Here is a 26,537-nt window from a genome sequence, read left to right on the forward strand (position 1 = left end):
CTCAAGTCCCCTGATTAGGAGGGGTCTCGCTCCCCTGGACGACGGTGACGGAACCTGTTGCAGGCGCTCAGTGGTACCACCCATTTCCGCAAACCCAAACCGGTCACCGACGAAGTCCTGAACACCGTCATCGTCCTCGGAACCGAAGCCAGACTCGACCCACTTGCCGGGAAGCGCTTCGAAATCTGGGAGACCGACTAGGCCTCCGAACGTGGCATTGAAGGCATGGAACGCATGCGCCTGGTCCGCGACGACATCAAAACCCTCGTCCAAGCCCTCTACCGCGAACTGTCCGGCAACTAACCGGTTCTCATTTGCAGGCTGCCGGTGGGGGCCTATTGCCCGGGTGGTCTGGTGTCGGCAGACGTGCCGGGATTCTGGCGTCGGAGTTGGAGGATTTGGCCGTGGGCTGCCGCGAGGGCAGCCTCGAGTTCAGCGATCCTTTTTCGGTTGGTTGATCGTTCATGGGTGAGTTTTGCCGTGAGTGTCCTGACGATGCTGCTGGTGTCCTGATGCGTCGGCTCGCTCAGTAGGGCCTGCCGCGTTGATGCGGTGGCGGGCACAGTTTTGCCTCGTAGGTCCATGATCCGTTCGCGTAGATCTGTGGTTCGGTAGAGGAAGTCTTTGGAGACCCCTGCTTCTGCGGCCACAGTGTGGAAAGTGATCGGGCTGCCGGTTTTGAGGAGTCTCCGTAGTCCCTGCTCGGCGCGGGTGATGGCGGCTTCTCTTTTTGCCCGCGCGGCCCGGAGCAGGTTCTCTGTGTTGCCCTTGACCATTTAGTTGGAGGCCTGACGGGGCGCCCTGTGAACGTCGGAATCTGTTCGCGCTGTGGTGCCTGCTCCCGCTACTGGAGTGGCGCCGCGTGAGGGATCTTTGATGGCTTCGACGATGCTTTCCAGGGCACGCTGTTCTCTGCGACGTAGGGTCAGCCACACATGGTTTTCGCTCATTGGCTCACCAGTTCGCTGCCGGTGGGCGTCCTGGCGTTTCTCGACCAAGGTGTCCAGCGCGACCAGCTCGCCTTCATGAACGCCGAGGAAGCGTTCGTCCGTGACAAACAGGTCGCAGGTCAGGCATGCGTTGCCCTTGCCGCAGGTCTGCGCGGGAGGGAGCGTGCACCAACCATTGGGCAGGACACGGTCCGTGCGGGCGTCAAGTGCCATGAGATCGTAGAGGTCCTCCGCAGGCATGAACGACTGGTTGCCTTCCGCTGTGAGCTTTCGGTACTTGATGAATTCTGCTTTGGCGGTCGCGTCCAGGGTCTGGGCGTAGTGCATGGTCATTTCGGGGGTGGTGTGGCCAAGGTATCGCTGAACGACGTGGAGGGGCACGCCGGCGTTGAGCAGGTTCGTGGCCTTGGTGTGCCGGAAGTTATGGGTTCGGGCGAGCTTGAGTGGTTGATCGTTTTCGTCACGGATATCGGCGAGATCGACCAGCTTGCGCAGCTGGGTGCGGAAGACGTGGCTGCTATAGGGGCGTTGACCGTGGAGGTTGTTATGGTTTCGGATGAACAGGTACTGCGGCGGAGGGCCTTTAATCTGGTTCCTCTCAAGGTGGTCTTTGAGCCAGCGCCGCTGTTCGGCAACGATCTCGATGGCCTCCGAGTCAATGAAGATTGTTTCGGGTGCTCCTTCGATCTTGGTCTGCTGGTATCGCAATTTCGCGATCCGCTCCGATCCGGTGTCTTCCGCTCCGGGAACCGGGATCAGTGGATTCACGTCGATCATGCAGATTTCGCTAGCGCGGCGGCCGGTGGATAGAAGCAGAAGAAGGATCCGCATCGCTTGGGGATCTCCCAGTCCTCCGTCCGTCCTTGAGGCGCCCAGCAATGGTGCGTGCAGGGCGATTTGGGACATTGTGTGCTCAGAATAGAGTCGGGTTTCGTCGAGGGGTTTTTTCTTGGACTTTCGGGGGAGGTCACCTGGGCGTATGAGGCGAAGGTAGTCGGTGGTCACTGCTGCCCAGCGGGCATCGATTCCGGCCTGTAATGCGTCGTCGGCGTGATCGACCATGAACTCATAGAGTCCGCGGACGGCGGCAACGATCGACGAAGTGCCTGAGTGCTCGCGTCGGCTGCCGCTTTGTGTCCTGAAGGCACTTTCTGTGAGGAAGTTGAGCATCAGGGTCCGACACTCCTGTGGGCTATTGGCCAGCAGAGGTGTATCGACATTTCGTCCGGTCAGGAACCTGCCGAAAATCTTGATTCCGTTGTGTCGCTGCAGTGCTGTTGCCCATGCGATGTCGCCTCGCTCGAGCTCAGTCTTGACGTAGAACATTGCGCCCAACCTCAGCCACGATGGTGCGACCTCATGCCAGTGAATTGCAGTTGTTTTGGGAGGATTGTCCCGCTCTCGCGGGATGCGGGAGTCCAATTCCAGAGACCAGACTTCGCGTTTCCACCATGGGCCGTCGTCATAGGCGAACCACAGCAACTTCGCCGCTCGGTCCAGCGTCCCGGCCATGGTTCTCAAAGTTGAGGGATTTGGCAACGCCCGGGTTCTTTTCACCCAGGAAATGCTGAGTTCCTTCCGCCACTGGGACGGCGTGCGGTCCATTAGGCTCTCCCAGTCTTTCCCTTCTGCCTTCAGCCGGCGGCAGGTTTCAGCGAGTTCCCGCATGAGCAGCCCGAGCCCGGCACACGGAACCCGGCCACCGCCTTTGACGATGGACCAGATGACGTACTGCATTTCCCGGTGCATCACCTGTGGGAGCCCATCCAGATGGATGTTGCCGATTTTAGGGTGGTAGAAAGCGAAGAAGGGCAGATACTGGGCAGGGATCGTGGTCCGGGTGTAGTGGAGCAACCGCATATCCTGTGGGACTTGATTCATCAAGCCGTGGTTGGCCTCGATAGTAAAAGGGTTCTTGTTGTCGAGGCTCAGTGCCTCCAGAGTTCGCGCGTCAGCCGACTTGATCCTGGCCCCTCCATCGATTCGTCAGTGTCCGCCAGTCCGCAAGAGATCGAAGTTCTTCGTCATCGGTGACCCAGGCATACAGATCCAGAGTTGTCTGGACGTCGGAGTGTCCGAGCCGTCGGCTCACCACGTGGAGCGGGGCTCCGGCCAGGAGCATTGCCGTGGCATGGGTGTGACGGAACCAGTGAGGTGTCCAGTCTTGCGGGACCGCGGGACCCAAGACCCACCGAATTTGACCGACGCGTTTATAGACGGTCTCCGCCCGCAGAGGTTTGAACTCGTATCCCACCCTGAGATTTACGAACACGTAGGCCTCGTCCATGGAAGGCACGACTAGATCCATGCCCTTGTCGCACAGCTGCCAGACGTATTCGGCGTAGAGCCTGTCCGAGATATGAATCTTGCGGTAGCGGAAGCCTTTGACTCTAAGCCCATGTGGGTGGTCATCGCGCGGGGTGACCTCAACGTAGGAGTTCTCCCCACGCCCGGCATGCCAGTCCCGATGCTGCAAACTCAGCGCCTCCCCCAACCGGAGCCCAGTCTCCTCCAACAGCGTGAATAGTAAGAGGTCTCGGACAGAGCCGCTCCACACCCCTGTCATCTGATCGAACCGACCACAATGATCCTTGATCGCATCGACCTGCCGGGCCGTCAAAATAGGGGCGCTGGCCCGTCGCTTCGGGACACTGACGGATGCGCTGCGGCGCAGGCCGCGGCCTGTATGCCCCAAGAAAGGGATGTAAGGACTTCGGGCAGGGCGGTCGGAGTAGACGATCGCTGCGAAGTCGTATCCTCGCCACTGATGAAATGCATAGAAAGATCGCACGCCCTGGATCCTCAGGGCAGCTGTTGAAGGGGCGATCAGTGACGGCGTGGCGGTCTCGCGTATTGGAGTCACGCTTGGAGGGTTACCAGTCCGAATCCACGCCAGAAAGGCGGACATGTCCTCGAGCTGCGCTTCGTCCCATGCTTTTCCGCGAAGGCCCAGGAACTCCCACCACAAGCAGAGAGATCGCGAGTAGGACTTGACGGTATTGGGTGAATGACCGGTCTGCCTCAAATGCTCAAAGTAGAGTTCTATCTCTGGAACCGGCAGGAAATCGTCCCCGAGAACAGTCCACGTGATCTCTGCGCCGTCGCTTTGAACCCGCTGAACTCGCGTCATATGTCAGCTCTCCGTTCCGCTCCCCTCAGGTTCGTGTGCGCAAACGAACTGAAGTGGTACTCCGAGTGAACGGTGCACGGAAGGACGAGGACTTTTCGATGAAGACGTATACCGGATAGCTCAGTCTTCAACAGGGCAAACCTGCGATCGCCCACCACTGAAGACGTTGAAGAAGGCCAGAAATCTATACCGGATAAGTCATTAGAAGCATCTCTGTTGACCCCGCACTGACAACTCAACGGCAGCTACCCAGTGGGTTTAAGGTCCCCGCTGGGGAAACATTCAAACATCTTGCCAATATCGAACCTGTTCCTGGCCGAACGGAGGAGCTTAGCGACAGGCCAATGGATCGCTTCTCCGCCAGCATGAGCTACCGTCTCGACGGAAGCGACTGGAAGCGAAGCTCGACAGGAAACCCCGAACCCGACCGGTGAAGCTACGGCGCCTTGGTGGCGTCAATACCTAAGATCAGGGGATGAGCGAAGCTGCATCCGGGCTGCACGGGCATGTACCCCCCTTTACTTATGACGGCAAGGTTGGCGAGGAAAAGCTCGGGGAGCTTCTTGCTCTTGGCGCAGAAAAACCCTACCTGGATTTCAAGAAAGAACTGGACCTTCGCGAACCGGTCAAGAAACTCGATTTCGTCAAAGACTGCGCGGCCATGATGAACTTGCCTCGAGGCGGGTACATCGTAATTGGAGCAAACGACGATGGTACTCCCGCGCAGGGCGCGGTTGCCCCTACGAAAGAGATGTTCGACTCCGCAGCGCTCACTCAGATCGTTAGAGGATATGTTGATGCGCCAGTGGATATTAGGTCCCAGGTGCACACGCTTACAGTCAAGGGTGTCCAGGTGTGCATGGTGGTCATCTACATAGCGCCGCCAGCGGATGGCATTCCCGCTGTTATGTCCAAGAGAGGAATGGTGCCTAGCCCAGCTGGCGGAAAGCCCATCGTTCGGTTTAACGAAGGTACAGTCTTCACCCGGATGGGAACCACGAACGCATTGGTCACGCATCAGACGTGGAGACAAGTTCTAAGTAATTTCAGAGACTACGAACGTGCGGATGCCCGCCACGACAGTGACGAGTTGCTGCGGCGAGTGGTCCAAGGCTTTGGCGCATCGGCCGCGCCTTCGCCTGTTGTGCCGGATCTTGCCATGGACGCTGCAACTTTCACGGAATCAGTTCGAGCTGCTCTGCTTCAAGACAACGACCGGATAATTCGGCGCTTCCTCATAACTGCGAAAAGTGTCTATCTTTCAGCCGCTGACGAGGAGCAAACGACAACCCTGAATCGGGTTGCAGCCGCTGCGGTGGAAGCCCTTTTGCTCGGTGACGTGGCCGTAGTGAAGCAATCCATGGACGTTCTCTATGACTTGTACCAAGCCCACCTCCTTACTCCAACCAGGACGAGTGGAAAGCCGGGGGCGCCGGCGAAGTGGCTAGAAATAGTTCTTCGCATAATGGCGGTCGGGGCCGCAGCCGTCCGCAGTGGGATGTACGAAGCAATACCGCTCATCGTTTTGCGACGAATTGGTGATGATACATACTCATATCGGTCGTGGATCCGGCATGGCCTAACCGAGGCCTCCCGCGCGAACCTGCTTATTCGATCTGATGAATCGGGGAAGGGCGGAAATCTCATAGCTTTCTCCGCAGAGTTGCTTCTGGAGCACCCCGAGCTCAGACCGGACATTCAGCTGCCGGATACCGCCGATTCGGTGGAGGAGTTTCTTGATTCCCTGTGTCAGTTTGATTTTCTATGGTGTTGTCTGTCCTTAGCGGCAATCGGCGAAAGGTCATCCTCAGCTGCGTTCTATCCAAGTTGTGCGGCCTATCATCAGCACAGAGTCGAACCGGTCATCCAGCGGTTCGAAGGTGACCAAGAGGTTCGGGCTGCGGTGTTCGGGGACATCTCAAACCACCAGATCGCTGACGCCGTCCTCCGTGTCATCGAGATGGCGGAAAACCAGTCTTGGAACTACGGCGGATTTTGGCGGGGGGGAGATGACTTGCGTCCATATGGATGGATCAAGAAGAACGCTTCCACGATAGATCCGGTGACAAACTAGAGGCCTGTGTCTTCACAGCGCTATTTGGCGCATGGGGTAGTCCGCAAGGGGATGGTTCAGCGGGCATCTCAACGCTCGGCCAGTAGCATGGCGAGTAATGCCTCCCTCGCCGGGTAAGGCTTGGCTGGGAGGTCGTCGGTGGTTCACATGGGAGGGCGGAGGATGGCGTTTAGGGCGGAAGAAGAGCACGCGAGAATCGTGCTCGAAGGCGAGCTCGGAGTGGAATTCCAGCACCACGACGACGGATCCAAACCGAAAATGCCCGACCTTCTATCTCTGGACGGGAACCATGTGGCGGAAGTGATTACGACCGCTCCGTATGCCGTCCGTGAGGCACAACAAAGCCTGGACCCGATGCCGCACGCGACACTGCCCCACTGCGTATGGGTGATGATGCCGTACAGGATCGTGGGAGGTGCCACCAAAGCCGTGCGGAACAAAATCAAGGCAGATGTCCTGCGGTGGACGGCGAAGCCCGGGTGTAAAAATCACTGGTCATCGCGCGGCGAACGTCAGTTGCGCCCGAGCGTCGATGCCGACCCGGTCCTCGGCCTTCGAGCTTACGACGATGGGGTCAAAGTGCTGTGCGTTCAACGCTGTCAGCATACGCACGTTGAGTCTCATCAGGTCCAGTGGTCTATCGTGCACGAACCCTCCCTTGGTGATCCATGGGACTTGATTCGGCAATCGCTGCACATCGTTGACAAGGAGCAGCGTGGCGGAGTGCAGGCCCTGGCCACGAAGTTGAACGGGTACCCGAACAAGCACCTGGTGATGTACCCGTTCGGTCCGCCAGGGAATCTGACAGCAGCGTTCAGCCGCTATGTGCCCCCGTCGAATTCGCGCGACCTCATGCCGCCACAATTGAACTCGCCGCTGGCCGACATCCACGTTTGGCTCCTATACCGGTACGAGAACCGCGATGTCGTAGAAGGACTTCACGTCTGCAGTGGCCACTGGGCGAAATTCGGGACGACGTTCCCGAAGCTGGACTACCCGTCCTCCCCACTCCGGCGCCTCCACTACAAAGATGCCTAGGCTCGCATCATCCCGCGCACTACCAGCTAGCTGGTCGGCCATCATGCACGAATAGGAATCGGCTTACGTGCGCTCTAAACGGATTCAGTCGTCAATTGAGCACCGGCGGATGGCTGTCTCCGCCGAGAACGGACTGAAGCCCCGTCACCAATTCATCTACTTGATCGGCATCAAGATCAAGTGACAGCTCCAACTCTGGTGATTCAAGTCCCAATTTTTGGGCACCATCCTCCGAGAAGACTACGCGCAGTTTGCCCTCCTTAATGAGGGCAGACGAAAGGCACCCATAGGCGCAGGCACCGTTGGTCAAGGTGACGCAGTAGGAGCCCATTCCTAGGGCCACATCCTGCTCATCAGGATCCAACGAACGCTGGAATTCCAGCTGCCATGCGGGGGCAAGATCATGATCGGCAAGCACGACGGTTTCGAAGCCCATCTCTTCCTCTCGAAGGTGACTAACGGCCTTAACTGTCATCATGGGCAACACGAAATCACGTATGTCCTGCCAAACCAAACCCGCCCGTTCAGGGATCGGCTAACGGGCGCGTCATGAGGCGGCATCTGCCGTGACTGTTATGGTCGGAGCATGAAACGCGCGTTCGCGAGAGGTGGGCTGCTTCTGTTGCTGACCCCATTGCTAGCTGGCTGCGTGGGCGACTACTTCGCGTCCGACGACTGCGACGCTCTTGCGAACGAGCTCTCTCCGGTCATCGAGAAGTCCATCGGGTCCGCGCCATCCATAAACAGCACTTGGGGCGACGGCGGGATGATGCCATGGTGCCGAATCGAATTCTCGACGAACAAAGAGTATGCGCCCGACGATGAGCGCCTCAGCGCGCTGAAATCCGAAGTCGAGGCCGGAATGGCGGACTGGTCAAGTGGCGTCGTCGTGACAATACATAGGGGCAACGACCGCAGTATTGAAGTTCTTTCGCCTGACGATAAGCGCTGAAACAACGCGTCACGCGATGCAGTTAGAGCCCCCGGGAGCTCTAGCCCCATTGTTTCCCACGATAAAAGGGCTTCACATCGTCTTCGCCGCGATTCTAAGGCTCAAGCGGAGGCCCGCTCGGCAGCCGAAAGCCCAAACGGGGGCCTTAAGTGTCCGGTGAGGGATCCTCAATGAGCTCAGCGCGTCCAACGAGCAAGCGTCTATTGGCACCTCGTTGGCCGATAGGTGTTAGGTTGTCCACACCCCGGCTGAAGGGCTGTCAGGGAATAGAGTTTCATCTATGGCAACCTGGAATCTGGCCGACGAGCTGAACCATCCGCTGGATTTTCTTTTGATTCAGAACGGCTTCATCAGTTTGTTCTCTCGACAGGCGGTCCTCGATGAGGCAATCTCGTGGCTACGTAACCACGGCTATAGAGTCGTGCAGGTTGACTCTGCTGCGTGGCTATCGCAGGGCGACATGCACCGCGACATTTCCCGGGTTCTTGAGTTTCCCGGTTACTACGGTTCGAACTTCAGTGCCCTCAACGATTGTCTGAGCGACGTTGCCGTTCAGTCATATGGATGGTCCGAAGAGGACACCGGGCTAGTTCTGGTGATTGACGGGTATGAGGCTTTCGCGAGCAAGGATGCGGCGACGGCCCATCTCCTTCTGGACATTTTCGCGAAGCAAGCAACTTACGCCGCCTTGTTCGGACACCGAATGCTGTGTCTAGTGAGAACCGCTGATGCGAGGTTGGAGATCCCTCCCGTTGGGGGCGCCGCCGTTTCTTGGAATCATCGCGAATTCCTGAGCGCCCGGTGAAGGATCCCTAACCGGGGCATACTCGGACCGGTTTCGCAGCATCACCCACCACAGACCTCGATAGACTTCGGCCGTGATTGAAACCCTTGCTGCCCAGATCGCGTCCTATCTAGATGATCCAGACGTAATGCTGCTGCCGGCCGACCCAAAGAAAGAGTCAAGAGCTAACACGTGGGCGTACTCTGTAGCTCCCTCGCCCCGATCTTCTGCCGCAGATATTGCTGCCGCGCTCGATGAAGTCGTCAATGGACTGCGGAACCGATTCAAAGCGGCTCCCCACCGGGGAACTTTCTACGCTTGGTATGACGAACAGGCTGGCCAGCTGCGTTGTTCCCTGACCTCGCAAAGCCAGTTGCCCTTTGGAGGCAGAATCCGTATGACCAATGATTCAGCCCTAGTCATAGACCGGCTACTCTCAGACCAGAGCCCCGGATTCATCAGCTTCGATAGGCTGCGAGAGGTCCCCTTTTCCGCTCCCTCCACGGAGGAGACCGAGAAGGAAGAGTTGCTCGTATGGGCTGTCCTTCTATGAATCGCCGGAAGAAGGAATGGCCCTCAATCACTAATTCTGAGGCATCCAACCGTGCCGCTACTGGAGCACGACAGCCGATCCTTTTCCGGGCATGGAAGCCGAAACTCGTTCCCGTTTACAGAGTGCCCTCGTTTAGTTCATAGTCGAGGCATGAAACCCGCTGGCATTCTTCCCGAGGACGCCCCCGACCCCCGTTCCGTATGGGTCGAGAACCTGAAACTCATGCCTGTTCCGGTGCTGGGGCTTATGCCCCAACCGTCGCTGGAGGACACGGACTCCGTCGGTCTGACCTACGGCTTGGATGATCGTGGATACAGCGAAATGACGGCGAGCATCACCTATACGCTCTGGCGAAACCCGGATGACCGCTCAGACCCGGTAAACCTCGCGGACCTCGACGAGAAGACACGCAGATCGATCGAGGAAGTTCCGCCGTGGCCGCGGCCCCCTTGGCTGATCGAGTACGTGGAGCGAATGCGCTATCCGCAACTTTGGGAGGCCGTGCGAACCACCTGGCACCGTGAGCCGTCCGAGCGCTCTTCAGTTCAAGGCCTCCTGGCAGACCATATCAACCACATCCTTATGAACCAGTACCGGCAGGAGCTCTGGCCGGGCAGCAACCCGTGGGACCAGCACGCCCCCACAGTTACCGTCAGGATGGTCAACGGCCAAGCTAGGACCATAATCAACGGAGTCGATGTGCCCGGTGCGGAGGTCGACACGGACCCGTTCGTCTACGGCATCGGAGCCGGACTCGCTGGCGGCGGCGTCGTCACCGCAGTGCTTCCACGCACTGAGCTCAAGCACATCCAAGTCCAATTCACGACCCGGAGCTAACGGTCACACGCCAGCGTCCGTAAGCCGGTCCCACCCCGGGCAGATCTAACGACATCGAGGTCCCCGCCGTTCAAGGGCTGCTGGATTCCTGTAAGACCCGCCCGCAAAACCCAACGCGAGGCTCTCGCTCCCGCCGGTGTGGATCCCAACGCTATCTACATCGATCACGGATTCACCTGCACCCAACGCGAAAGGCCCTGCCTTGGCAAGGCCCTCGCCGCCTGCCAGAACGAGGACACCCTCGTTGTGACCAAGCTCGATCGACTCACCCGCCCACTGCCGGACGCCAGGAACATCCCGGATGAGCTCACCCGCAAAGGTGTCGCTTTGAAGTTGGGTGGCAGCATCCACGACCCCCACGCCCCGTGGGAAAACTGCTGTTCAACCAAAGTGACCCATTGTGCAGAGGACTTCGGACACAGTCTGTCCACACCCGGCTGCACTAATCCCGCAACCGCAGAGATCTCAATGCAGTCAGCTTCTGACAACGACAGTCACCCACGGCCCTCCAACGATCTTGTCCCGGGTGGTACACCACCCTGGAGTGCCGCAAGGAACAGCGCCTCGGCCAGGATCGCGTTCCTAAGTTCCCCAAGATGGACCGACTCGTTGGCCCCGTGAGCCCGGGAATCCGGATCCTCCGCGCCGGTAATGATGATGGAACACTGCGGTTGGGCAGCAGCGAGTGCGGCAACGAAGGGGATGGAACCGCCAACGCCCATGGACACTGCTTGCGCTCCCCATGCCTGCCCCAGAGACCAGAGTGCGGCCCGAACCACTGGGTGGTTCGAGTCAGCCCTGAAGGGCATGCTTTTGGACCCGGGAGTGAACGTGACCTCTGCCCCGAAAGGAACGTTTTTCAATGCATGGCGCCGTACGGCTTCCATTGCCTGATCGGGGTGGTTTCCCGGCGGCAAGCGAAGGCTGAATTTCACAGTGGCCTCGGGCAGCAACACGTTTCCGGCTGTTGCGATGGCTTGGGAATCCAAGCCCACGAAAGAAAGTGCAGGCTTGCTCCACAAGCGTGAAGTGAGTGATCCGGTTCCAGCCAGCTGCAAACCTTCCGGCACACCCGCGTCCCGCCGGAATACTGCCTCGTCCAAGTCCAAGGCATCCAAGTCCGCGGCGTCCAAGTCCATGCCCTTGGACTGGCCCTCAACCAGGCCTTCCACAGCTACGGAACCGTCAGCATTGTGGAAGGTTGCCATCAGGCGGGCCAAGACTGTCAGCGCATCAACGACCGGGCCTCCATACGTCCCCGAATGCAGCGCATGATCAAGGACGCGGACACGAATTGTCCCGTCCACCAGGCCACGGAGGCTGGTAGTCAGGCCCGGGATCCCGATCTTCCAGCTGCCTGAATCCGCAACGATGGCGGCGTCGGCAACGAGTTCCTGCCCGTAATCCGCCATGAAGTCCTGAAGGCTCGGTGAGCCAGCTTCTTCCTCGCCCTCAACGAACACAGTGAGGCCCAGCCCGTGGTCCGGTCCAAGAACAGAGTCAAGGGCATGGATGGCAGCGAGGTGCATGACGATTCCGGCCTTGTCATCGGCAGCGCCACGTCCCCAAAGACGTCCGTCCTTCTCCATTGCGGAGAAGGGCTCCGAATCCCAGGCGTCCAGCGCCCCTGATGGCTGAACATCGTGATGAGCGTAGAGCAGCACAGTGGGAAGACCCGGCGCGGCAGGCCGCCTCGCCACCACTCCTGGTGCGCCGTCTGCCCCGGTTGGATCAGCAGCCCGCACGACGGATACGTCGAAACCGCGTGTCAGGAACAGGTCGTGCACGCGTCGGGCACTGAGATCTAAAGCATGGGGATCAAATCCGGCCCAGGCGACGCCGGGAACGCGGACCAAGTCGGACAGGACGGTGACGTAGTGGGCCATGTTCGCATCCACTGCGGCGGCGAGTGCCTCAAGGGTGGCCGGTGGAAGGTGGGTTTGTGGAAGATGCTCATTGAACTTCACGCGTGATTCACCTTGCGCCTTGACGGGTACATGGAAGACGGGATCGATGTAAGGAATTGTAAGTTTACTTACACAGCAAGGAGAGCCTCATGGATCAAAATGAAGCACCGCTGCTCGATGCGTTGGCCGAGTACCACCGACTGAACCGTTACGGGTACACGCCTCCAGGGCACCGCCAGGGCAGGGGTGCCGACCCACGAACCCTGGAGGTTCTGGGTGCTGACACGTTTCGCTCCGATGTGCTTTCCACCGCGGGACTCGATGACAGAAAGTCCTCAGGTGGCTTTCTCAGCAAGGCCGAAGAGCTTATGGCCGAAGCCGTGGGGGCTGACAAGGCATTCTTTTCAACCTGCGGAAGCTCGCTCTCCGTCAAGGCATCCATCCTTGCCGTCACCCGTGGAAGTGGCGATTTGCTGATTGGCCGGGATGCGCACAAGTCTGTGGTTGCCGGTGTCATCCTGTCCGGACTGCAGCCCCGCTGGATCACCCCGCGGTGGGACCGGGAATTGCACATCGCCCATCCACCGTCTCCTGAAGAAGTGGAAAAGATGTGGCAAAGGTACCCTGATGCCGCTGCGGCACTGATCACCAGCCCAACGCCCTATGGCACGTGTGCGGACATCGGGAAAATCGCCGAGATTTGCCATAAAAGGGGCAAGCCATTGATCATCGACGAAGCATGGGGCGCGCACCTGCCCTTCAACGACAGACTCCCCACATGGGCGATGGATGCGGGTGCAGACATTTGCGTGGTCAGCGTCCACAAAATGGGAATGGGATTCGAACAAGGATCCATCTACCATCTCCAGGGCAGCCTGGTGGATCCAGTCCGGCTAAGCCAGTGTGCCGATTTACTCTCCACCACCAGCGCCAACGTCATGATCTATGCCGCGATCGATGGTTGGCGAAGACACATGGTCCAGGATGGCGAGGTGCTGCTGGAAAAGACCTTGAACCTGGCAGAGAACGTCCGCAGCGACATCGAGGCCATGACCGGACTCCACGTCCTTGGGCCGGAGCTGGTCCATGCCGAGGCCTCGCATGATCTGGATCCGCTCCATGTGCTGATCGACGTCGCGGGTTTGGGCATCAGTGGCTACCAGGCGGCGGACTGGTTGCGGGCCCACTGTCACATTGACGTTGGGCTCAATGATCACCGGAGGATAGAAGCCACGTTGTCCCAGTCCGACGATGAGGAAACAACCGGGCGCTTGCTGACGAGCCTGCAGCAACTGGTCGAGGCCGCACCACAGATGCCGGAACCGACGCCCGTTCGGCTCCCGGATCCCGAGGACTTGGAAATGCCAACGGTGATGCTACCGCGGGATGCCTTCTTCGGACCCGTGGAAAACGTCCCCGCAGAAGAAGCTACAGGTCGCGTCGCAGCCGAACAGATCACGCCGTATCCGCCCGGCGTCCCGGCAATCCTTCCGGGCGAACGGATCAACCAGGCCGTCGTCGAGTATCTGCGCACCGGAGTAGCCGCCGGAATGGTCCTGCCGGACCCTGCAGACGCTTCGATGAAAACCATCAGGGTAGTGGCACATCAACGCGACCAGTGAGCTCTGGACTCTGCCCACATAATCACTAGGCTGAGAAAGACCAATTCCGAGTTCCAAAGGAGAGATGATGACGCTTCCTCCGACTCACGAACCTGAGCCGTTCCCGCCCGGAACCGGGACCGGTCCAGCCACCACCGGATCCCACTACCCCGTTCCCGCCCAGCCCTATTCCGGATCCAAATCCGACGCCCGGGCCGCTTCCGGTTCCGGATCCTGGTCCCGTTCCACCGCATCCTGACCCAACACATCAGCCGGATCAGCCGCCAAGTTAGGCTGGTTTTGGTTTAAACGAGTACGACGGCGGCCGTCACCTACCAGGGTGACGGTCGCCGTCGTCGCCGGTTCCGCTCCGCTAGCCGACCGCCCTCTTGATCAGCTCGACGATCGTTGCTTCAAGCTCCGGGGTGAGCTCCGTGAGGGCATACGATGTTGGCCACATGCTGCCGTCGTCGAGCATCGCACTCTCTTCGAAGCCGAGAGTGGCATACCTGCTCTTGAACTTGTCGGCGCTCTTGAAGAAGACGATGTTTTTCCCGTCCTTGGCATACGCCGGCATGCCGTACCAGGTCTTCGGGGAAAGCTCCGGCGCGTGCTCCCGGATCAGCGCGTGGAGTCGCTGCGCAATGGCCTTATCTGCTGGCGGCATCTCGGCGATCTTTGCCAGGACGTCGCTCTCGCCGTCGGTCTTGGAAGCCTTCCTGGTCTTTTTGAGCTCTTGCGCACGCTCCTTCATTGCGGCGCGTTCGTCCTCGGTGAATCCGTCGTAGGACTTGGTAGTTCCGGTCTCCGTCATGGCAGGCCCCTCTCGCTGCTGGAAATCTTTCGGATATTTCAACGATAGGCCTGGGCCGTTCGCCGGGCTTCTTCAAAACTGCTCAATCCGATGGACGGGCAAATCCCTTGATCTTTTCCTGAGCGAGTGTTGATGGATTGCAGGAGTGGTTCTTGATCCGGGCCCGGCACAGTGTTTCTTGTCAGCCACTCAGGGCCGGCACAAACGGCCGGCCGGCAGCGGTGGCCTCCCGAAAGGACACTGATTCCCATGGCCATCAGCCTCAAGACCACCTCCGGCAAGGTCCTCGCTTCCGTCGCACTGCTCGGCACCGCAGCCGCCGTCGCCGGCATGGGCACCTACGGCGCGTTCACCTCCTCCACCTCGGCCAGCCAGCAAGTCACCGCCGGCATCGTCACCATCGCCCTGGGCACCGGCGCGAACAACACCCTCAACGTCCCCATCGCAGGCCTGCTGCCCGGAGACAAAGTCGAAAAGCTCGTCACCCTGGCCAACACCGGCAACTCGGACCTGAACAACGTCACCCTCACCACCTCCGCCGGCGCCACCGCCTCACTGCTCACCACCGACGTGACCAACGGCCTGCAGCTGACCATCGAGAACTGCTCCGTCGCCTGGACCGGCGCCGCAGCCCCCTACACCTGCACCGGCACCAAGACCACCGTCATGGCCGCCGCCCCGGTGATCACCGCGAACAAAGTCCTGAACAACCTGACCGCCCTGGCCCCGGCCAAAACCGACTACCTCAAAGTCACCACCGCGTTCCCCACCACCGCCAACGACACCTTCCAAGGCGCCACCAGCACCATCGCCTTCGCCTTCACCGGCACCCAACGCACCGAAACCACCAAGTAACACCCTCTACAAAGAGCCCCCGCCGGGCCTGATCGGTTTCCTTCCCCCAGCCCGATCAGTCCCGGCGGCCACTTTCCCAAAAAACTCCAACGGCCCCGACACGCTTCTGGGATGGCGTATCGGGGCCGTTGGCCTTTTTTAAAGATGTCTAACGCTAGGAGAAACGTCCGGGCCGGAACGTTGCCAGCATGGGGTGCTTCTTGCCTGTCAGGATCTCTCCGGACAGCAGTTCACCTGCAATGAGTCCGAGCGTGGCACCCGAGTGCGTAAATGCGACAAAGCAGCCGGGCACTTGGCCAAGTTCACCGAAGACGGGCTCACCATCGCCGGGGATGGGCTTGTAGCCGATCTTCCAGGACGCAGGCTTGAGTTCCGGGTTGCCGGCAATCAGCTTGGAGGATTCGTCCGCGAGTTCCTGGACAACCTCATCAGGAATGCTGAAGGAACCATCTGCGTGCTCGGTGATCCGGTCTTCATACCAGTCGTGGTCCAGGGCGAAAGTGTTACCCGGGTTGGGACGAACGGCGGCCCGCGGCGTATTCATCACTGCCTTCACCTGGTGCTCCACAGGCTTGGTGACCACCAGCATGGAGACCGGGGAACCATTGGGGATTTCCACCCCGAGCGGCTTCACGACGGCGGGCGTCGCCGCGCCGCAAGCGACGAGGACCGCATCGGCTGAATACGTCTCGCCGGAAGCAGTTTCGACGCCGCTGGCCCGGCCGCCGTCGAGCGTCACCTGGACTTTACCCGCGTTCAGGACGAGCCGGCCGCCGAGGGCGTGGAACTCCTCCATGAGGAAGTTGACCAAGTCCGGCAGGCTGACCCAGCCCTCACCGGGGTTGAAGATGGCGTTCTCGGGAACAGCGCTGGCGTCGATGCCGGGCGTCACCGATGCGATCTCTTCAGGGGCGAGAAGCTTGGAGTCGTAGCCAATCGACTGCTCGTAGGCATGGCGGGCTTCGGTCACCTCGCGCTGGCCGGCCGCGTTCCACATGAGGCCTCCGCCGAACTGCAGCCATTCGCGGGTGGGATCGGCGGCGAACAGTGTGCGGTACCGGTCGACGCCGGCCAGCCGCAGCTGGTGGTACGGGGTGGACCTTTCGCCGGCTGAGTTGAGCCAGGACAGTGAACGGCCCGTGGCCTCGCTGGCCAGGCCCTGCTCGGTCAGGAGCGTCACGGAAGCTCCGCCGCGGAGCAGGTGAACGGCGGTGGAAACGCCCAGGATGCCGCCCCCGATGACGGCGACGTGTTTGGTGGAGGACATAGTTCTCCCTTTCTTTCGTGCTTGTGGATTCTTGGGACGCTCTTGCGCTTACGCGAAGGCGTGGATGCTTTCGATGATTTTGAGGGTTTCAAGCGCCTCGGCCGGCGCTACGGGAAGCCGTCCTTGGCCACGGAGGCAGGTTGCCAGTTCTGCGTAGAACTGCGGGTAGGCACCCTTTTCTGCAGGTACGGGTGTGGCTGAACCGTCAACGCCCAGAAGCCCCCAAGACTCCTGGGGTTCAATGCCATAAGAAGCGTCCGACGGCGTGACTCCGGCTGCGAGCGCGGGTTCCTGACCGTCGAGTCCCCACTTGGAGTACCCGGCTTTTGATCCGAGGACGTGGAACCGCGGGCCAACCTGGGCCGCCATGCCGTTCATCCACAGCCGGGACCGCACGCCTGACTCGTGGAGCAAGGACACGAAGGCCTCTGTGTCTGCCGCGCCGGGATGCGGGCCATGGTTTGCGGTTTCGCCGTAGCTTTCCTCCACAGGTCCGAACAGCTGGATGGCTTGGTCGATCAAGTGGGCGCCCAGATCGTGAAGGATGCCACCGCCCTCGGCCAGGGTGGATGTATCGCGCCAGTTCCCGAAGCCTTCGGGCCGCCACCACTCAAAACGTGACTCAAAAGTCCGTACTTCGCCGAGCGCCCCTTCCTGCAGCAGTTTCCGCAGCGTCAGGAAGTCGGCGTCCCACCGGCGGTTCTGGAAGACCGTGAGCTGCACACCGGCGTCGGACGCGCGTGTGGCCAGTTCCTCACCGTGGGCGACGCTGGTGACGAAAGGTTTGTCCACCACAACGTTCAGGCCGCAGGCAATTGCCGTGGCACCAAGTTCGAGGTGCGTGAGCGGGGGCGTTCCCAACACCACAAGATCAAGGTTGCCCGCCAGTGCGAACATCTCCTCCGGAGTGGGCACTATCCGTGCTTGCGGGTAGAGCAGCGCGGCCTCGCGGGCGCGCTCCGGGTCCGCCGTCACGATGACGTCCAGCGAATAGTTCGGGTCCGCTGCGATCAGCGGGGCATGGAAGACCTTGCCTGAGACGCCAAACCCGACGACGGCGGTCCGGATGGGTGCCGCTGTTACCTGACCCATTACAGGACTTCCGAAAGGAAGCGCTGCAGGCGTTCGCTGCGCGGGTTGTCGAAGAGCTCGGCGGGGGTGCCGACCTCCACCACTTCGCCTTCATCCATGAAGACCACTTGATCAGCAACCTTGCGGGCAAAGCCCATCTCGTGCGTGACCACCAGCATGGTCATGCCGCGGCGGCCAAGACCTGCCATGAGGTTCAGGACACCCTTGACGAGTTCCGGGTCCAGCGCGCTGGTGGCTTCGTCGAAGAGCATGACTTCGGGTTCCATGGCAAGCGCCCGGGCGATGGCGACGCGTTGCTGCTGGCCACCGGAAAGGTCGCGGGGCCGGTGGTCGGCGCGTTCGGCGAGGCCCACTTCGGCGAGCCGGCGCTGGGCGCGTTCCCGTGCCTCCTTCTTGGACATTCCTTTGACGCTCCACAGGGCGAGGGCCACGTTCTCCAGGGCTGTGTGGTCCGGGAAGAGGTTGAAGTGCTGGAACACCATGCCGATTCGGGCGCGGAGGATGTCCGGCTTGACCTTGAGGGCGCTTTCGCCAGCAAGAAGCACGTCCCCGCTCTTGGGTTCGTGCAGGCGGTTGACGCCGCGCAAGAGGGTGGATTTGCCGGAACCGGACGGACCGATGATGCACGTGGTGGTTCCGGGCGCCACGGTGAGGCTGACGTTGCGGAGTACCTCGACGTCGCCATAGGCCATGGTCAGGTTCCGCAGTTCCAGGCTGGAGCCGTGGAACGTCTGGACGTCGGCGGCGGTCTTGTTTGAGACTGACGTGTCCTTGGCGGTTGACTTGGCCGCTGACATGTTGGTGCTGGTGCTGCTGCTGCTGGCAGTATTGCTGCTGCTTGTGAGGTTCACGTGTTGCTCCCGGTGATGAGCGGCGATGCCGCGTCGAGTTCCTTGACTTCCTTCAGCCCGCTGGTTGGGGCTGTGGGACGGCGGCGACCGGTGCGGAACTTGTTGTCGAAGTAATTGACCAGGTGGGTCAGTGGCACGGTGATCACCAAGTAGAAGATGCCTGCCATGACCAGCGGTGAGAGATTGCCTGAGAGCACTGCGGCGTCCTGGCCAACGCGGAACAGTTCACGTTCGCTGACCAGAAGCCCCAGGAAGTAGACCAACGAAGAGTCTTTGACGATTGCAATGAACTGGTTCACCAAGGCTGGCAGCACCCGGCGTACGCCTTGCGGTACCACTACCAGTGCCATGGACTTTGAGTAGCTCATGCCCAAGGCGCGGCATGCCTCGCCTTGGCCCTTGTCCACGCTCTGAATACCGGCACGGAAGATTTCTCCGATGTAGGCACTGGCGATCAGGCTCAGCGCGATGATTCCCAGCGGGTAGGGCGAGGGTCCAAACACTGACTGGCTGAACCGCGCGAAGCCCTGGCCGATCAGGAGGATGGTCAGGATTGCGGGCAGGCCACGGAAGAGGTCCGTGTAGATCCGCGCCGGGATACGCAGCCACTTGGACCGCGAGATCCCCATGACGGCCACCACCATGCCCATCACTACGCCGAGGATGGTTGCTGCGATGGAGATGATCAGGGTGTTGAGGAGTCCAACTCCCAGGAGTTGGGGCAGTACTTCGATCATCGAATCGACATCGAAGAACGTGCGGCTGATGGTATTGAGCCAATCCATTGAGTGCTCTCAGACGTTTGTTGGTTTTTCGGGATGGCCGGGCGGGCTGCGGGTGTGGCCCGCCCGGCGGTGTTGTTGAGTACGCGGTGTTGTTGAGCAGGCGGTTGCGCTACTTGACAGCCGTTGGCGACGGGCTGGAGGTCTGCTCCGCCTTGGGCAGGTACTGCTCAGGCATCGGCGAGCCCGGGAACCACTTCTGGTAGAGCTTCTTCCACGTGCCGTCTTCCATGGCCGCGGCAAGGCCCTTGTTCAAGGCTTCCTTGAAGGCGGGCTTGTTCTTGGCAATGGCAAAGCCTGCCGGGGCGTCGAAGGATGGGATGTCAGCTGCACTGACCAGTCCGAACTGCTCCTGGTAGGCCTTGGCTGCCTCGTAGTCCAGGAAGTGCGCGTCCACTGCGCCGCTGTTGACAGCGGAGATTGCGGTGTTGTTGTCCGGGAAGCGGACCAGCTGGGCGGAGGTAAAGTTCTTGACCGCGTAGGCTTCCTGGAGCGTGCCCTGGACGACGCCGAGGCGCTTGCCGGAGAGGCCGTTGACGTCCTTGATGCCTGATGTCTTGGTGGTGATGACCGTCAGATAACCGGCCAGGTAGCCGTCGGAGAAGTCAACGGTTTCCTTGCGCTTTTCCGTGATGCCAATGGCCGCGACGCCGACGTCGAACTGGCCATTGGACACGGCTGCGAGCAGGCCGGAGAAGTCCTGTCCGGTGAAGACAACCTTGTCTACGCCGGCACGGTGGGCCACGTCCTTGAAGAGCTCCACATCGAAACCGGTGAAGTTGCCCGAGCCGTCCGTGAAGGTGTAGGGCTTCGAGTCGCCCAGGCTGGCGACGCGGATGGTGCCGGGTTCGATCAGGCCGTAAGGGTTCTCAGCCGAGCTCGAGGTCCCGGCGGAGGATCCACCACAGCCGGAAAGGGCGAGGATGGCCGCCACGGCTGCTGCTGCGAGCGCTGCCGGGCGGAAGTTCAGTTTGATCACAGCGTTGTCCAATCGTGGGGAGGGCCAGCGGTGCTGTCTGGGCCGCTTTTGGGGTCTTACTCGATGCGGGGTCTTGTTGAGTCCGGTCTCAGCCCCTAGGATTGAGACCGGACTCACATCGATTGATTGAAAATGTAGCGGAAGTCACAAGCCGCGTCAACACCACTTCTGAAAGGTGAACATGAGTACTGATGGATCCCGACGACGGGACGTGACAGTTGCCGACGTCGCCAAAGCGGCGCAAGTCTCCAAGGCCCAAGCCGCGCGCGCCCTGGGCAACTATGGCGCAGTCAGCGACGACGTCCGGGAGCGGGTCCTCGCCGCTGCCGAAGGGCTTGGCTACCGCCCCAACGAGCTTGCGCGCAGCATGAACACGGGCAAATCCAACACCATTGGCGTGGTGGTGGGCGATATCGAAAACCCGCACTTCGGACTGGCCACCAGGGGTATCACCGATACCGCCAAGAAGAGCGGCTACAACGTCATCCTCATCAACACCGATGAAGAACGCGCCGCCGAGGTGGATGCCGTCCAGGTGCTTCTGGACAAGCGCGTTGACGGGCTGATCGTGGCTCCAGCCTCATCCGTGGAAACCTCACACTTGAAGGAGGTCCGCGACTCTGGCCGGCCCCTGGTCCTGCTGGACCGCGCCGCCGAAGGACTCGACGTCGAGACCTTCGCCGTGGACATGGGCACCATCTCCTACGAATCCACCAAGTACCTCATCCAAGCAGGCCATCGACGCATCGCGTTCGTCTCCACCGTTCGGACAGACGGGCCCTACGTTGCGGGGATGACGCTGGATTCCTCGCAAATCTCGGACCGCCTGGAGGGAATCCGCCGCGCCTTCGAAGAGGAAGGTCTCAGCCAGCCGATCGACCTGGTGCGTCTCAATGCCGGTGACGCCGATTCCATTATGCGAATCACCCGTGACCTACTGAAGGGGCCGGATGCTGCTACGGCCATCATTGCCTCTGACGGCCTCATCGCCTTGAGCGTTGTGGAGGCCATCCAGGAATCGGGGCTCTCCATCCCCTCGGATGTATCCCTCCTCATGTACGACGATTTCGCCTGGACCCGTCTCACCACTCCCCCGCTCACCGTCATCGCGCAGCCTGTCTACGAGATGGGAATGGCCGCCGCCACCGCGTTGATCCGGCTGATTGAGGGCAGGAAATCTTCCTCACCCGCGGGACCACCGTTGGAGGCGCGGCTCGTGCTCCGCGGCTCGATCGGGTCGCCGAAGGACGTCGGCGTGCTAAGTCAGGCGGGCGGCTAGCCCCTGCCAAACCCTTGCGCGGCTGCGGGAAACGACCACACTGGAAGCATCAGGTGAGGAAGCTGACATGCCAAAAGTGGAAGTGGATCTGGACTCCGTCGTCCCACCGGCGAGGGTACGGGAGGCCTTGCTGGACTTTAGCCCGCGTCGGCCGGAGATCTGGCCAGGCATCTACCCACCGATGTACGAGGTTTACCAGGTGGGCGACACCTTCGCGGACATCAGGGAGGGAAGCAAAGCTCCCGGTGGCGTGATTTGGGCCAAGGAGCACTACGACTGGGCAGCCCCCGACGAAGTGAAGTGGACAGTCCAGGAGAGCAATTTCTGCGCGCCGGGAAGTTACGTCAGCGCGCGAATCACACGCAACGAGTCTGGTGGTTCACGCATTCACGTCACGTGGAACCGTAGGCCCACCAGTTTCATGGGTCGCCTGGCCGCCTTCATGATCGTCGTGACCCGGGGCGCGCCGGTGGCAAGCTCCCTGCGAATGGGACTAAAGAAGTTGGAAGCGAAGGGCGCCATGTAGCCATGATCAAATCTGCAGAGAGCGTTGTCATCGCACGGCCACCGGAGGAGGTCTTCCAGTATGTGGCGGACCTTCGCAACGAACCGAACTGGCACGTTGACATTGCCAGCGTGCCTGAGCAAACCGACCCTGTCCCAATCGTCGGCAAGACCTACCCGCTGAAGTTCAAACCCTTCATGGGCAAGACCGACGGCACATTCACAGCACTGGACGTCAAGCACGGCTCGCGCTTGCAATATCGAGCGGATTTCGCCGGACTGCAGCCACGCATCACTTACACGGTGGAGCCGGCCGGGGAAGGCGCCCGCTTCACTCGAGGCGTAGAGATGCAACCAAGCGGGCTCAAGGTGCTCATGACCCCGATGATGGCGTACATGGTTCCCCGGCGAAACAAGGTCTTTGTCCAGAACCTGAAGCGCGTGCTGGAGTCCTGACGGCGGCTACTGCAGGTTCTTCTCAACAACGGCCAAGGTGCGTGCGAGTTCCTCCGTAGGACTGAACTCCACCAGAATGGTCCCTGGATCAAGCTCATCCGTGTGCCCGGGCGGCGTGTAGTACGCCTCGCCAGCGTGGACAATGTCGTCTCCATCAGGCATGTGCATGGTGAGTCTGCCCTTCACGACGTATCCCCAGTGATGGCTTTGGCACCGGTCATCCGGCAGCCCTTTATAGAACGGAGTGAAGTCGCCTCCCTCTTCAAACCTCTCAAACGCGATGGTGTAACCGTCGGCTTCCCGGTATCGGCCCTCGTAGCCTGTCATGCGCTCGACGCGAGCGCTCTCGTCATCAATCGATAGCTTTGCCATTGCCTTGCTCCTTCGTTCTCTTATTGCGGGCTTAGTCCCGCGGTGCGGCTTCCGCCGCAGCGATGAGGCGGCGCAACCCGCCCCTGTTTGCCCGCGCCCATTCCCGTGTGGCGAATGTGCGCAGAAGTGGAAATCCAAACATCGACAGCACGCCTGGCAGCCCACTGGCCCGGACCAGCCGGCATGTGTAGGTGATCTCGCTTTGGTCCACCTTCGACTCGATTTCGTAGCGGTGAACCAGGAGCCAACCAGCCCTTGTTCCATACTTTTTGGACTCCAACGCGGACTCCGTCACCCGCTCAAACGTCCGGGGACGCAGGGCTTCTGTGACCACCGAGGAGTCCTGCATCCGGCAAATCCGGTCCTCGGCCGTGGAAGTGAACTCGGTTCCGACGGTTGCCAGTCCTATCGGGGCTTGCATCGACAGAAGCGTCGAGGCCTCGGCTCCTCCCCATTCCATGTGGTTGGGAAGATTGGCGAGGACATCGAAAACAATGTCCGCGGGGACCATGGCGTGGTCATGGACGGTTACGGCGATTTCACGTCTGAGGACGTTACCCACCGTTCGTTGTTGCTTCATTCCGCACCTCCACTGCTGACTTTGCGGATAGTCAAAGCATGCGACGACGGCGCGGGGAAAGGATGGGGGATATCCCCCATTAACTGCCCTATTCGGTTCTAATTGCCACGGGAATGACGCATTGCGAATGCAGCGGCTTCGCCACGGCTGCGCAGTTGAAGTTTCGCGAGGATGCTGCTGACGTGATGCTCAGCGGTTTTGGCACTGATGAAGAGGCGGCCAGCAATCTCGGTATTGGTCAAGGCCTCGGCAAGTAAGGTGAGCACTTCGCGTTCGCGCCGCGACAACACGCCCAGATCCTTCGGGCCTGTGCGCGCGGGGCCGCCCAGGGCCCGAAGAAGCGCCGCGGCCTGATCTGCCAGACCGAGAGCACCAACGTCGTCGAACGTTGCGAGCGCCACTCCAGCTTCATGAACGGCCACGTACCGGTCTGTTTCACGCAGGGCTTCGGCCAGCGACAGATGGGCGCGCGCAGCCTCGAGGGGCATGCCGAGCTCAGTAAAAACGGAAATCGCCGCGTCAAGCCTTTCGCGCGCCAAGGCGACATCCCCGGTTGCCGCTGCGACGCGACCTGCCGTGAGATGCGAGGCAGCAAGTGATCGAGGCCACTGCGTCTCGGCCGCGACTTCATCGAGCTGTTCGGCCGTCGCTTTGGCTTGGCCGAGGTCAACTTGTGTCAACTGGACCTCAGCGAGCAAGGCGAGCAGCGGGACCATGAGCAGCCCACTGCCAACACGGTGGACCCGGCGATGTAGCAATGCTGCAGCAACGGCTGTGTCGCCTGCAGCAAGACGGACTGCCGCTGTTGCCCGCAATGCGTCCGGCCGATCCTCGAAGCCAGCGAGCAGCCGGTTTGCCTCTTCCACCCTGCCCTGCAGCAGCCGAAGTTCCGCAAGCTTGGCAGCCGGGTGTACACATCGTGCACGGTGGCCGCCTTGATCCAGTTCATGCAGCGTTTTGGTGAGCCAGCCCTCGGCATTTGCAATGTCACCGGAAGCAAGGAAGATCTCTGCGCAACAAGTGCCGCAGAATTCCAGCAGTGCAGGATGACCCGTACCCTCCATGAACCGCAGGAGGGTCTTGTTCCATTGGCTGAGTCGAGACGTATCGCAGGCCTCCTCGCTGGCACGCGTCACCATGCAGCACACATCACCAAAGATCATTTGATCGTGAGCTTCGCCGGCGGTTGCCACCACCATTGCCTCATCCACCAGGGTCATCCCGTCCAGTACTTTGCCGGAGGCTATCGTTCCGAGGCCCAGGAGTGCCAGTGCCATGGCCTCAAGATCCGGGTCACCCCAGTTTCGTGCCATCCCAAGCGCGGTACGGGCGTCGTCATAAGATGCTGCCGGGTCGGCCTGCAGCAGACCGCGCGTCAGGGCCATCCAGCCATTCTCCACGCCCTCCGGCAAGCGGGATACGATGCTCTGCGCACGTGCAAGCCAGCCTCTGCTGACCGCCTCGCTTCCCAAGGCATCGGCATATTCCCGCGCCAACCATAAAGCCGACCGGAAGGCCTTTGAGTCCTGGCCCAGCCGACGAAAACCGGCGTAAGCAATGGTGCGCTCCGCAATGGAACGGTCGACGTCGCGCAGCCACCAGAGTGCACGGCCCAAGCCATCATGCGCTCCAGGATCATCCTGAATAGCCAGCACGGACTCAAACGCTATCGCCGCTGCTTTCCACTCAGAAGCAGCAAGAAGGTGATCACCCTCCGCAAGGCCTTCAGACACCGCAGCATTGACCATGTGTTCATTCTGCTCTTCGTCATTTTCTTTCTGAAGGGGACCTCTTCCACGAGCCGTGGTGGGTCACCGACGCGGGGCTACGTACCGCCGTCGTGGGTCACTGCCTTAGTCGAATCTGTTGGTAGAAAGCAGGAACAAAGTAAGCGCCAGCGTAAGCCGCACGCGGCCTGGCTGTGTTCGAATGTCGAAGCCCAAGGCGGACGTGAACTCGTTTGCGCGGTTCTGGACACTCGAGTGATGCAGGTTGAGCTGACTGGCCACAGCGCGCAGGCTGCCCGATTCAGCAATGGCTTCCAGTATTCGCCACGCCTTGGGCTGTTCTGCGATCAGCCGTTTCAACGCCGTGACGTCAGCCGGTTCGTGGGCGGTTTCGATTGCCCTTTCACCAAGCACAATGAGGCTGCCAAGATCGTCGGCGGTGTGAATCGGGTGGTGTGGACTGGTGATTCTGAGGGCCAGAAGGGCTGTCTGCCAAGATCGGTCCAGCTCCTGGGGAAGGGTGGCCAAGCCGACGCCCGCCCTCGTATCCTGTAGCGCAGTCGCCATGGACGGGCGAATGAATGCCCGGATCGCACCGACTGCCGTGTGAACTACGGCTGACGATCCCGGCATTGGCATCACAGCAGGGACTGCATGAACCCTGTATGAGCCAGTGCGGTCCAAGTGCAGTAGGGCTGCCGCCTCCATGCGCCTTTCCATTGATGACTCACTGCTGATGATCATCTCGATTGCGCGTCGCGTGGCTGCCACGGGACTCGTTCGATCCCAAAAGATGCCCAGTGCAATCGCGAGCCGCTCCAGGATCAATTCATCATTGACGAACCCAGGGCCGGCGCGCTCAATCCATGCCCGGCCGTCGGCACCAAACGGCTTGGAAGGCCACTCACCTTGTTGTTCGGGCACCCTCTGGCCAGAGGCATCAACGCATATGGAACGGCCATCCATGGCAAAGCCAACTGAACAGTCACACAGCACCGCCGCACCGCGGATGAGCATTTCTGCGTTCGCCCGGCTGTTGACCAGCGCGTCGAAATACGTGATGACCTTGAGGCTTTCCGAGGCCTGGGGATCCAGCGCTTTGAGGCGCCACACGAGTCCTTGCATAACTATCGCCCGCCACCTTTGGTCTTGA

The 26,537-nt window shown here is 60.6% G+C and carries 26 protein-coding genes and 2 pseudogenes; 13 read left to right on the top strand and 15 right to left on the bottom strand.

The features are described from left to right. Positions 1-93 precede the first annotated feature (93 nt). Positions 94-303 (top strand): annotated as a pseudogene (locus tag ACTAQJ_RS13665) (low molecular weight phosphatase family protein); the annotation flags it as partial. Between the two features lie 32 nt (positions 304-335). Here ACTAQJ_RS13665 and ACTAQJ_RS13670 read toward each other — a convergent pair. From ACTAQJ_RS13670 to ACTAQJ_RS13680, 3 genes are all read right to left on the bottom strand, one after another. Next, entirely contained in the window at positions 336-776 is a 441-nt protein-coding gene (locus tag ACTAQJ_RS13670) for a DUF6262 family protein (protein ID WP_431118055.1), read from the bottom strand. After that, a complete protein-coding gene (locus tag ACTAQJ_RS13675; RefSeq protein WP_431118053.1) occupies positions 777-2,831 on the bottom strand; it encodes a tyrosine-type recombinase/integrase in 2,055 nt (684 codons plus the stop codon). Positions 2,832-2,901: 70 nt separating this feature from the next. Beyond that, positions 2,902-4,080, bottom strand: a complete 1,179-nt coding sequence (locus ACTAQJ_RS13680; protein WP_498696847.1) for a tyrosine-type recombinase/integrase — start codon at positions 4,078-4,080, stop codon at positions 2,902-2,904. 475 nt (positions 4,081-4,555) lie between these two features. Between ACTAQJ_RS13680 and ACTAQJ_RS13685 the strand changes: the two genes are divergently transcribed. Together ACTAQJ_RS13685 and ACTAQJ_RS13690 are read left to right on the top strand one after the other, a co-directional pair. Further along, positions 4,556-6,154, top strand: a complete 1,599-nt coding sequence (locus ACTAQJ_RS13685; protein ID WP_431118049.1) for an AlbA family DNA-binding domain-containing protein — start codon at positions 4,556-4,558, stop codon at positions 6,152-6,154. A 162-nt stretch (positions 6,155-6,316) separates the two neighbouring features. Further along, positions 6,317-7,192: a hypothetical protein gene (locus ACTAQJ_RS13690; RefSeq protein ID WP_431118047.1), complete on the top strand. Its 876-nt coding sequence runs from the start codon at positions 6,317-6,319 to the stop codon at positions 7,190-7,192. Positions 7,193-7,283: 91 nt separating this feature from the next. Here the strand turns inward: ACTAQJ_RS13690 and ACTAQJ_RS13695 are convergent, their stop codons facing one another. Further along, positions 7,284-7,670, bottom strand: a complete 387-nt coding sequence (locus tag ACTAQJ_RS13695; RefSeq protein WP_498696849.1) for an Imm10 family immunity protein — start codon at positions 7,668-7,670, stop codon at positions 7,284-7,286. 108 nt (positions 7,671-7,778) lie between these two features. Here ACTAQJ_RS13695 and ACTAQJ_RS13700 point away from each other — a divergent pair, with 108 nt between their 5' ends. From ACTAQJ_RS13700 to ACTAQJ_RS13715, 4 genes and pseudogenes are all read left to right on the top strand, one after another. After that, positions 7,779-8,144 carry a hypothetical protein gene (locus tag ACTAQJ_RS13700; protein ID WP_431118043.1) on the top strand — a complete coding sequence of 122 codons (366 nt, stop codon included), beginning with the start codon at positions 7,779-7,781 and terminating at the stop codon, positions 8,142-8,144. 280 nt (positions 8,145-8,424) lie between these two features. Further along, positions 8,425-8,949: a barstar family protein gene (locus ACTAQJ_RS13705; protein ID WP_431118041.1), complete on the top strand. Its 525-nt coding sequence runs from the start codon at positions 8,425-8,427 to the stop codon at positions 8,947-8,949. A 682-nt stretch (positions 8,950-9,631) separates the two neighbouring features. Next, on the top strand, positions 9,632-10,318 hold the full coding sequence (locus ACTAQJ_RS13710; protein WP_431118039.1) for a hypothetical protein: 687 nt from the start codon (positions 9,632-9,634) through the stop codon (positions 10,316-10,318). Positions 10,319-10,456: 138 nt separating this feature from the next. Beyond that, positions 10,457-10,591: pseudogene (locus ACTAQJ_RS13715) on the top strand (recombinase family protein); the annotation flags it as partial. A gap of 221 nt (positions 10,592-10,812) precedes the next feature. On the opposite strand, the gene ACTAQJ_RS13720 reads toward ACTAQJ_RS13715, so the two are convergent. Continuing rightward, entirely contained in the window at positions 10,813-12,285 is a 1,473-nt protein-coding gene (locus ACTAQJ_RS13720; protein WP_498696852.1) for a M20/M25/M40 family metallo-hydrolase, read from the bottom strand. Between the two features lie 89 nt (positions 12,286-12,374). Here ACTAQJ_RS13720 and ACTAQJ_RS13725 point away from each other — a divergent pair, with 89 nt between their 5' ends. Both ACTAQJ_RS13725 and ACTAQJ_RS13730 read left to right on the top strand, forming a co-directional pair. After that, positions 12,375-13,847: an aminotransferase class I/II-fold pyridoxal phosphate-dependent enzyme gene (locus tag ACTAQJ_RS13725; RefSeq protein ID WP_498696854.1), complete on the top strand. Its 1,473-nt coding sequence runs from the start codon at positions 12,375-12,377 to the stop codon at positions 13,845-13,847. Between the two features lie 67 nt (positions 13,848-13,914). Next, complete coding sequence (locus tag ACTAQJ_RS13730; protein ID WP_498696857.1) at positions 13,915-14,085, top strand: hypothetical protein; 171 nt, start codon at positions 13,915-13,917, stop codon at positions 14,083-14,085. 114 nt (positions 14,086-14,199) lie between these two features. Here the strand turns inward: ACTAQJ_RS13730 and ACTAQJ_RS13735 are convergent, their stop codons facing one another. Continuing rightward, a complete protein-coding gene (locus tag ACTAQJ_RS13735; RefSeq protein WP_498696859.1) occupies positions 14,200-14,640 on the bottom strand; it encodes an iron chaperone in 441 nt (146 codons plus the stop codon). Positions 14,641-14,889: 249 nt separating this feature from the next. Between ACTAQJ_RS13735 and ACTAQJ_RS13740 the strand changes: the two genes are divergently transcribed. Then, complete coding sequence (locus ACTAQJ_RS13740) at positions 14,890-15,495, top strand: TasA family protein (protein WP_498696861.1); 606 nt, start codon at positions 14,890-14,892, stop codon at positions 15,493-15,495. Between the two features lie 154 nt (positions 15,496-15,649). Here the strand turns inward: ACTAQJ_RS13740 and ACTAQJ_RS13745 are convergent, their stop codons facing one another. The 5 genes from ACTAQJ_RS13745 to ACTAQJ_RS13765 all read right to left on the bottom strand — a co-directional run bounded on the left by ACTAQJ_RS13745 (position 15,650) and on the right by ACTAQJ_RS13765 (position 20,466). Beyond that, positions 15,650-16,762: an NAD(P)/FAD-dependent oxidoreductase gene (locus ACTAQJ_RS13745; protein WP_498696865.1), complete on the bottom strand. Its 1,113-nt coding sequence runs from the start codon at positions 16,760-16,762 to the stop codon at positions 15,650-15,652. A gap of 48 nt (positions 16,763-16,810) precedes the next feature. Continuing rightward, positions 16,811-17,854 carry a Gfo/Idh/MocA family protein gene (locus ACTAQJ_RS13750; protein ID WP_498696867.1) on the bottom strand — a complete coding sequence of 348 codons (1,044 nt, stop codon included), beginning with the start codon at positions 17,852-17,854 and terminating at the stop codon, positions 16,811-16,813. Then, entirely contained in the window at positions 17,854-18,651 is a 798-nt protein-coding gene (locus ACTAQJ_RS13755) for an amino acid ABC transporter ATP-binding protein (RefSeq protein ID WP_498702196.1), read from the bottom strand. Before ACTAQJ_RS13755 ends, ACTAQJ_RS13750 begins: the two co-directional genes overlap by 1 nt. A 50-nt stretch (positions 18,652-18,701) precedes the next feature. Next, positions 18,702-19,490, bottom strand: coding sequence for an amino acid ABC transporter permease (locus tag ACTAQJ_RS13760; RefSeq protein ID WP_223935683.1), 789 nt, complete (start codon positions 19,488-19,490; stop codon positions 18,702-18,704). Between the two features lie 109 nt (positions 19,491-19,599). Then, entirely contained in the window at positions 19,600-20,466 is an 867-nt protein-coding gene (locus ACTAQJ_RS13765) for an ABC transporter substrate-binding protein (protein WP_498696870.1), read from the bottom strand. Positions 20,467-20,647: 181 nt separating this feature from the next. On the opposite strand from ACTAQJ_RS13765, the gene ACTAQJ_RS13770 reads away from it, so the two are divergent. From ACTAQJ_RS13770 to ACTAQJ_RS13780, 3 genes are all read left to right on the top strand, one after another. After that, positions 20,648-21,745, top strand: coding sequence for a LacI family DNA-binding transcriptional regulator (locus ACTAQJ_RS13770; RefSeq protein WP_498696875.1), 1,098 nt, complete (start codon positions 20,648-20,650; stop codon positions 21,743-21,745). Positions 21,746-21,812: 67 nt separating this feature from the next. Further along, complete coding sequence (locus tag ACTAQJ_RS13775; RefSeq protein ID WP_498696877.1) at positions 21,813-22,271, top strand: hypothetical protein; 459 nt, start codon at positions 21,813-21,815, stop codon at positions 22,269-22,271. A gap of 2 nt (positions 22,272-22,273) precedes the next feature. Further along, positions 22,274-22,705, top strand: coding sequence for an SRPBCC family protein (locus ACTAQJ_RS13780; protein WP_498696879.1), 432 nt, complete (start codon positions 22,274-22,276; stop codon positions 22,703-22,705). Positions 22,706-22,711: 6 nt separating this feature from the next. Here the strand turns inward: ACTAQJ_RS13780 and ACTAQJ_RS13785 are convergent, their stop codons facing one another. The 4 genes from ACTAQJ_RS13785 to ACTAQJ_RS13800 all read right to left on the bottom strand — a co-directional run bounded on the left by ACTAQJ_RS13785 (position 22,712) and on the right by ACTAQJ_RS13800 (position 26,497). Then, the gene (locus ACTAQJ_RS13785; protein WP_498696880.1) at positions 22,712-23,077 is read right to left on the bottom strand and encodes a cupin domain-containing protein; all 366 of its coding nucleotides are present in this window, start codon (positions 23,075-23,077) and stop codon (positions 22,712-22,714) included. Positions 23,078-23,108: 31 nt separating this feature from the next. After that, complete coding sequence (locus tag ACTAQJ_RS13790) at positions 23,109-23,657, bottom strand: hypothetical protein (protein ID WP_498696882.1); 549 nt, start codon at positions 23,655-23,657, stop codon at positions 23,109-23,111. A 98-nt stretch (positions 23,658-23,755) separates the two neighbouring features. Further along, positions 23,756-25,405: a LuxR C-terminal-related transcriptional regulator gene (locus ACTAQJ_RS13795; RefSeq protein ID WP_498696883.1), complete on the bottom strand. Its 1,650-nt coding sequence runs from the start codon at positions 25,403-25,405 to the stop codon at positions 23,756-23,758. A 105-nt stretch (positions 25,406-25,510) separates the two neighbouring features. Then, positions 25,511-26,497 (bottom strand): helix-turn-helix domain-containing protein, encoded by a 987-nt coding sequence (locus ACTAQJ_RS13800; protein ID WP_498696886.1) that lies wholly within the window; start codon positions 26,495-26,497, stop codon positions 25,511-25,513. Positions 26,498-26,537 lie beyond the last annotated feature (40 nt).

The sequence above is a fragment of the Arthrobacter sp. alpha11c genome, assembly GCF_054149985.1.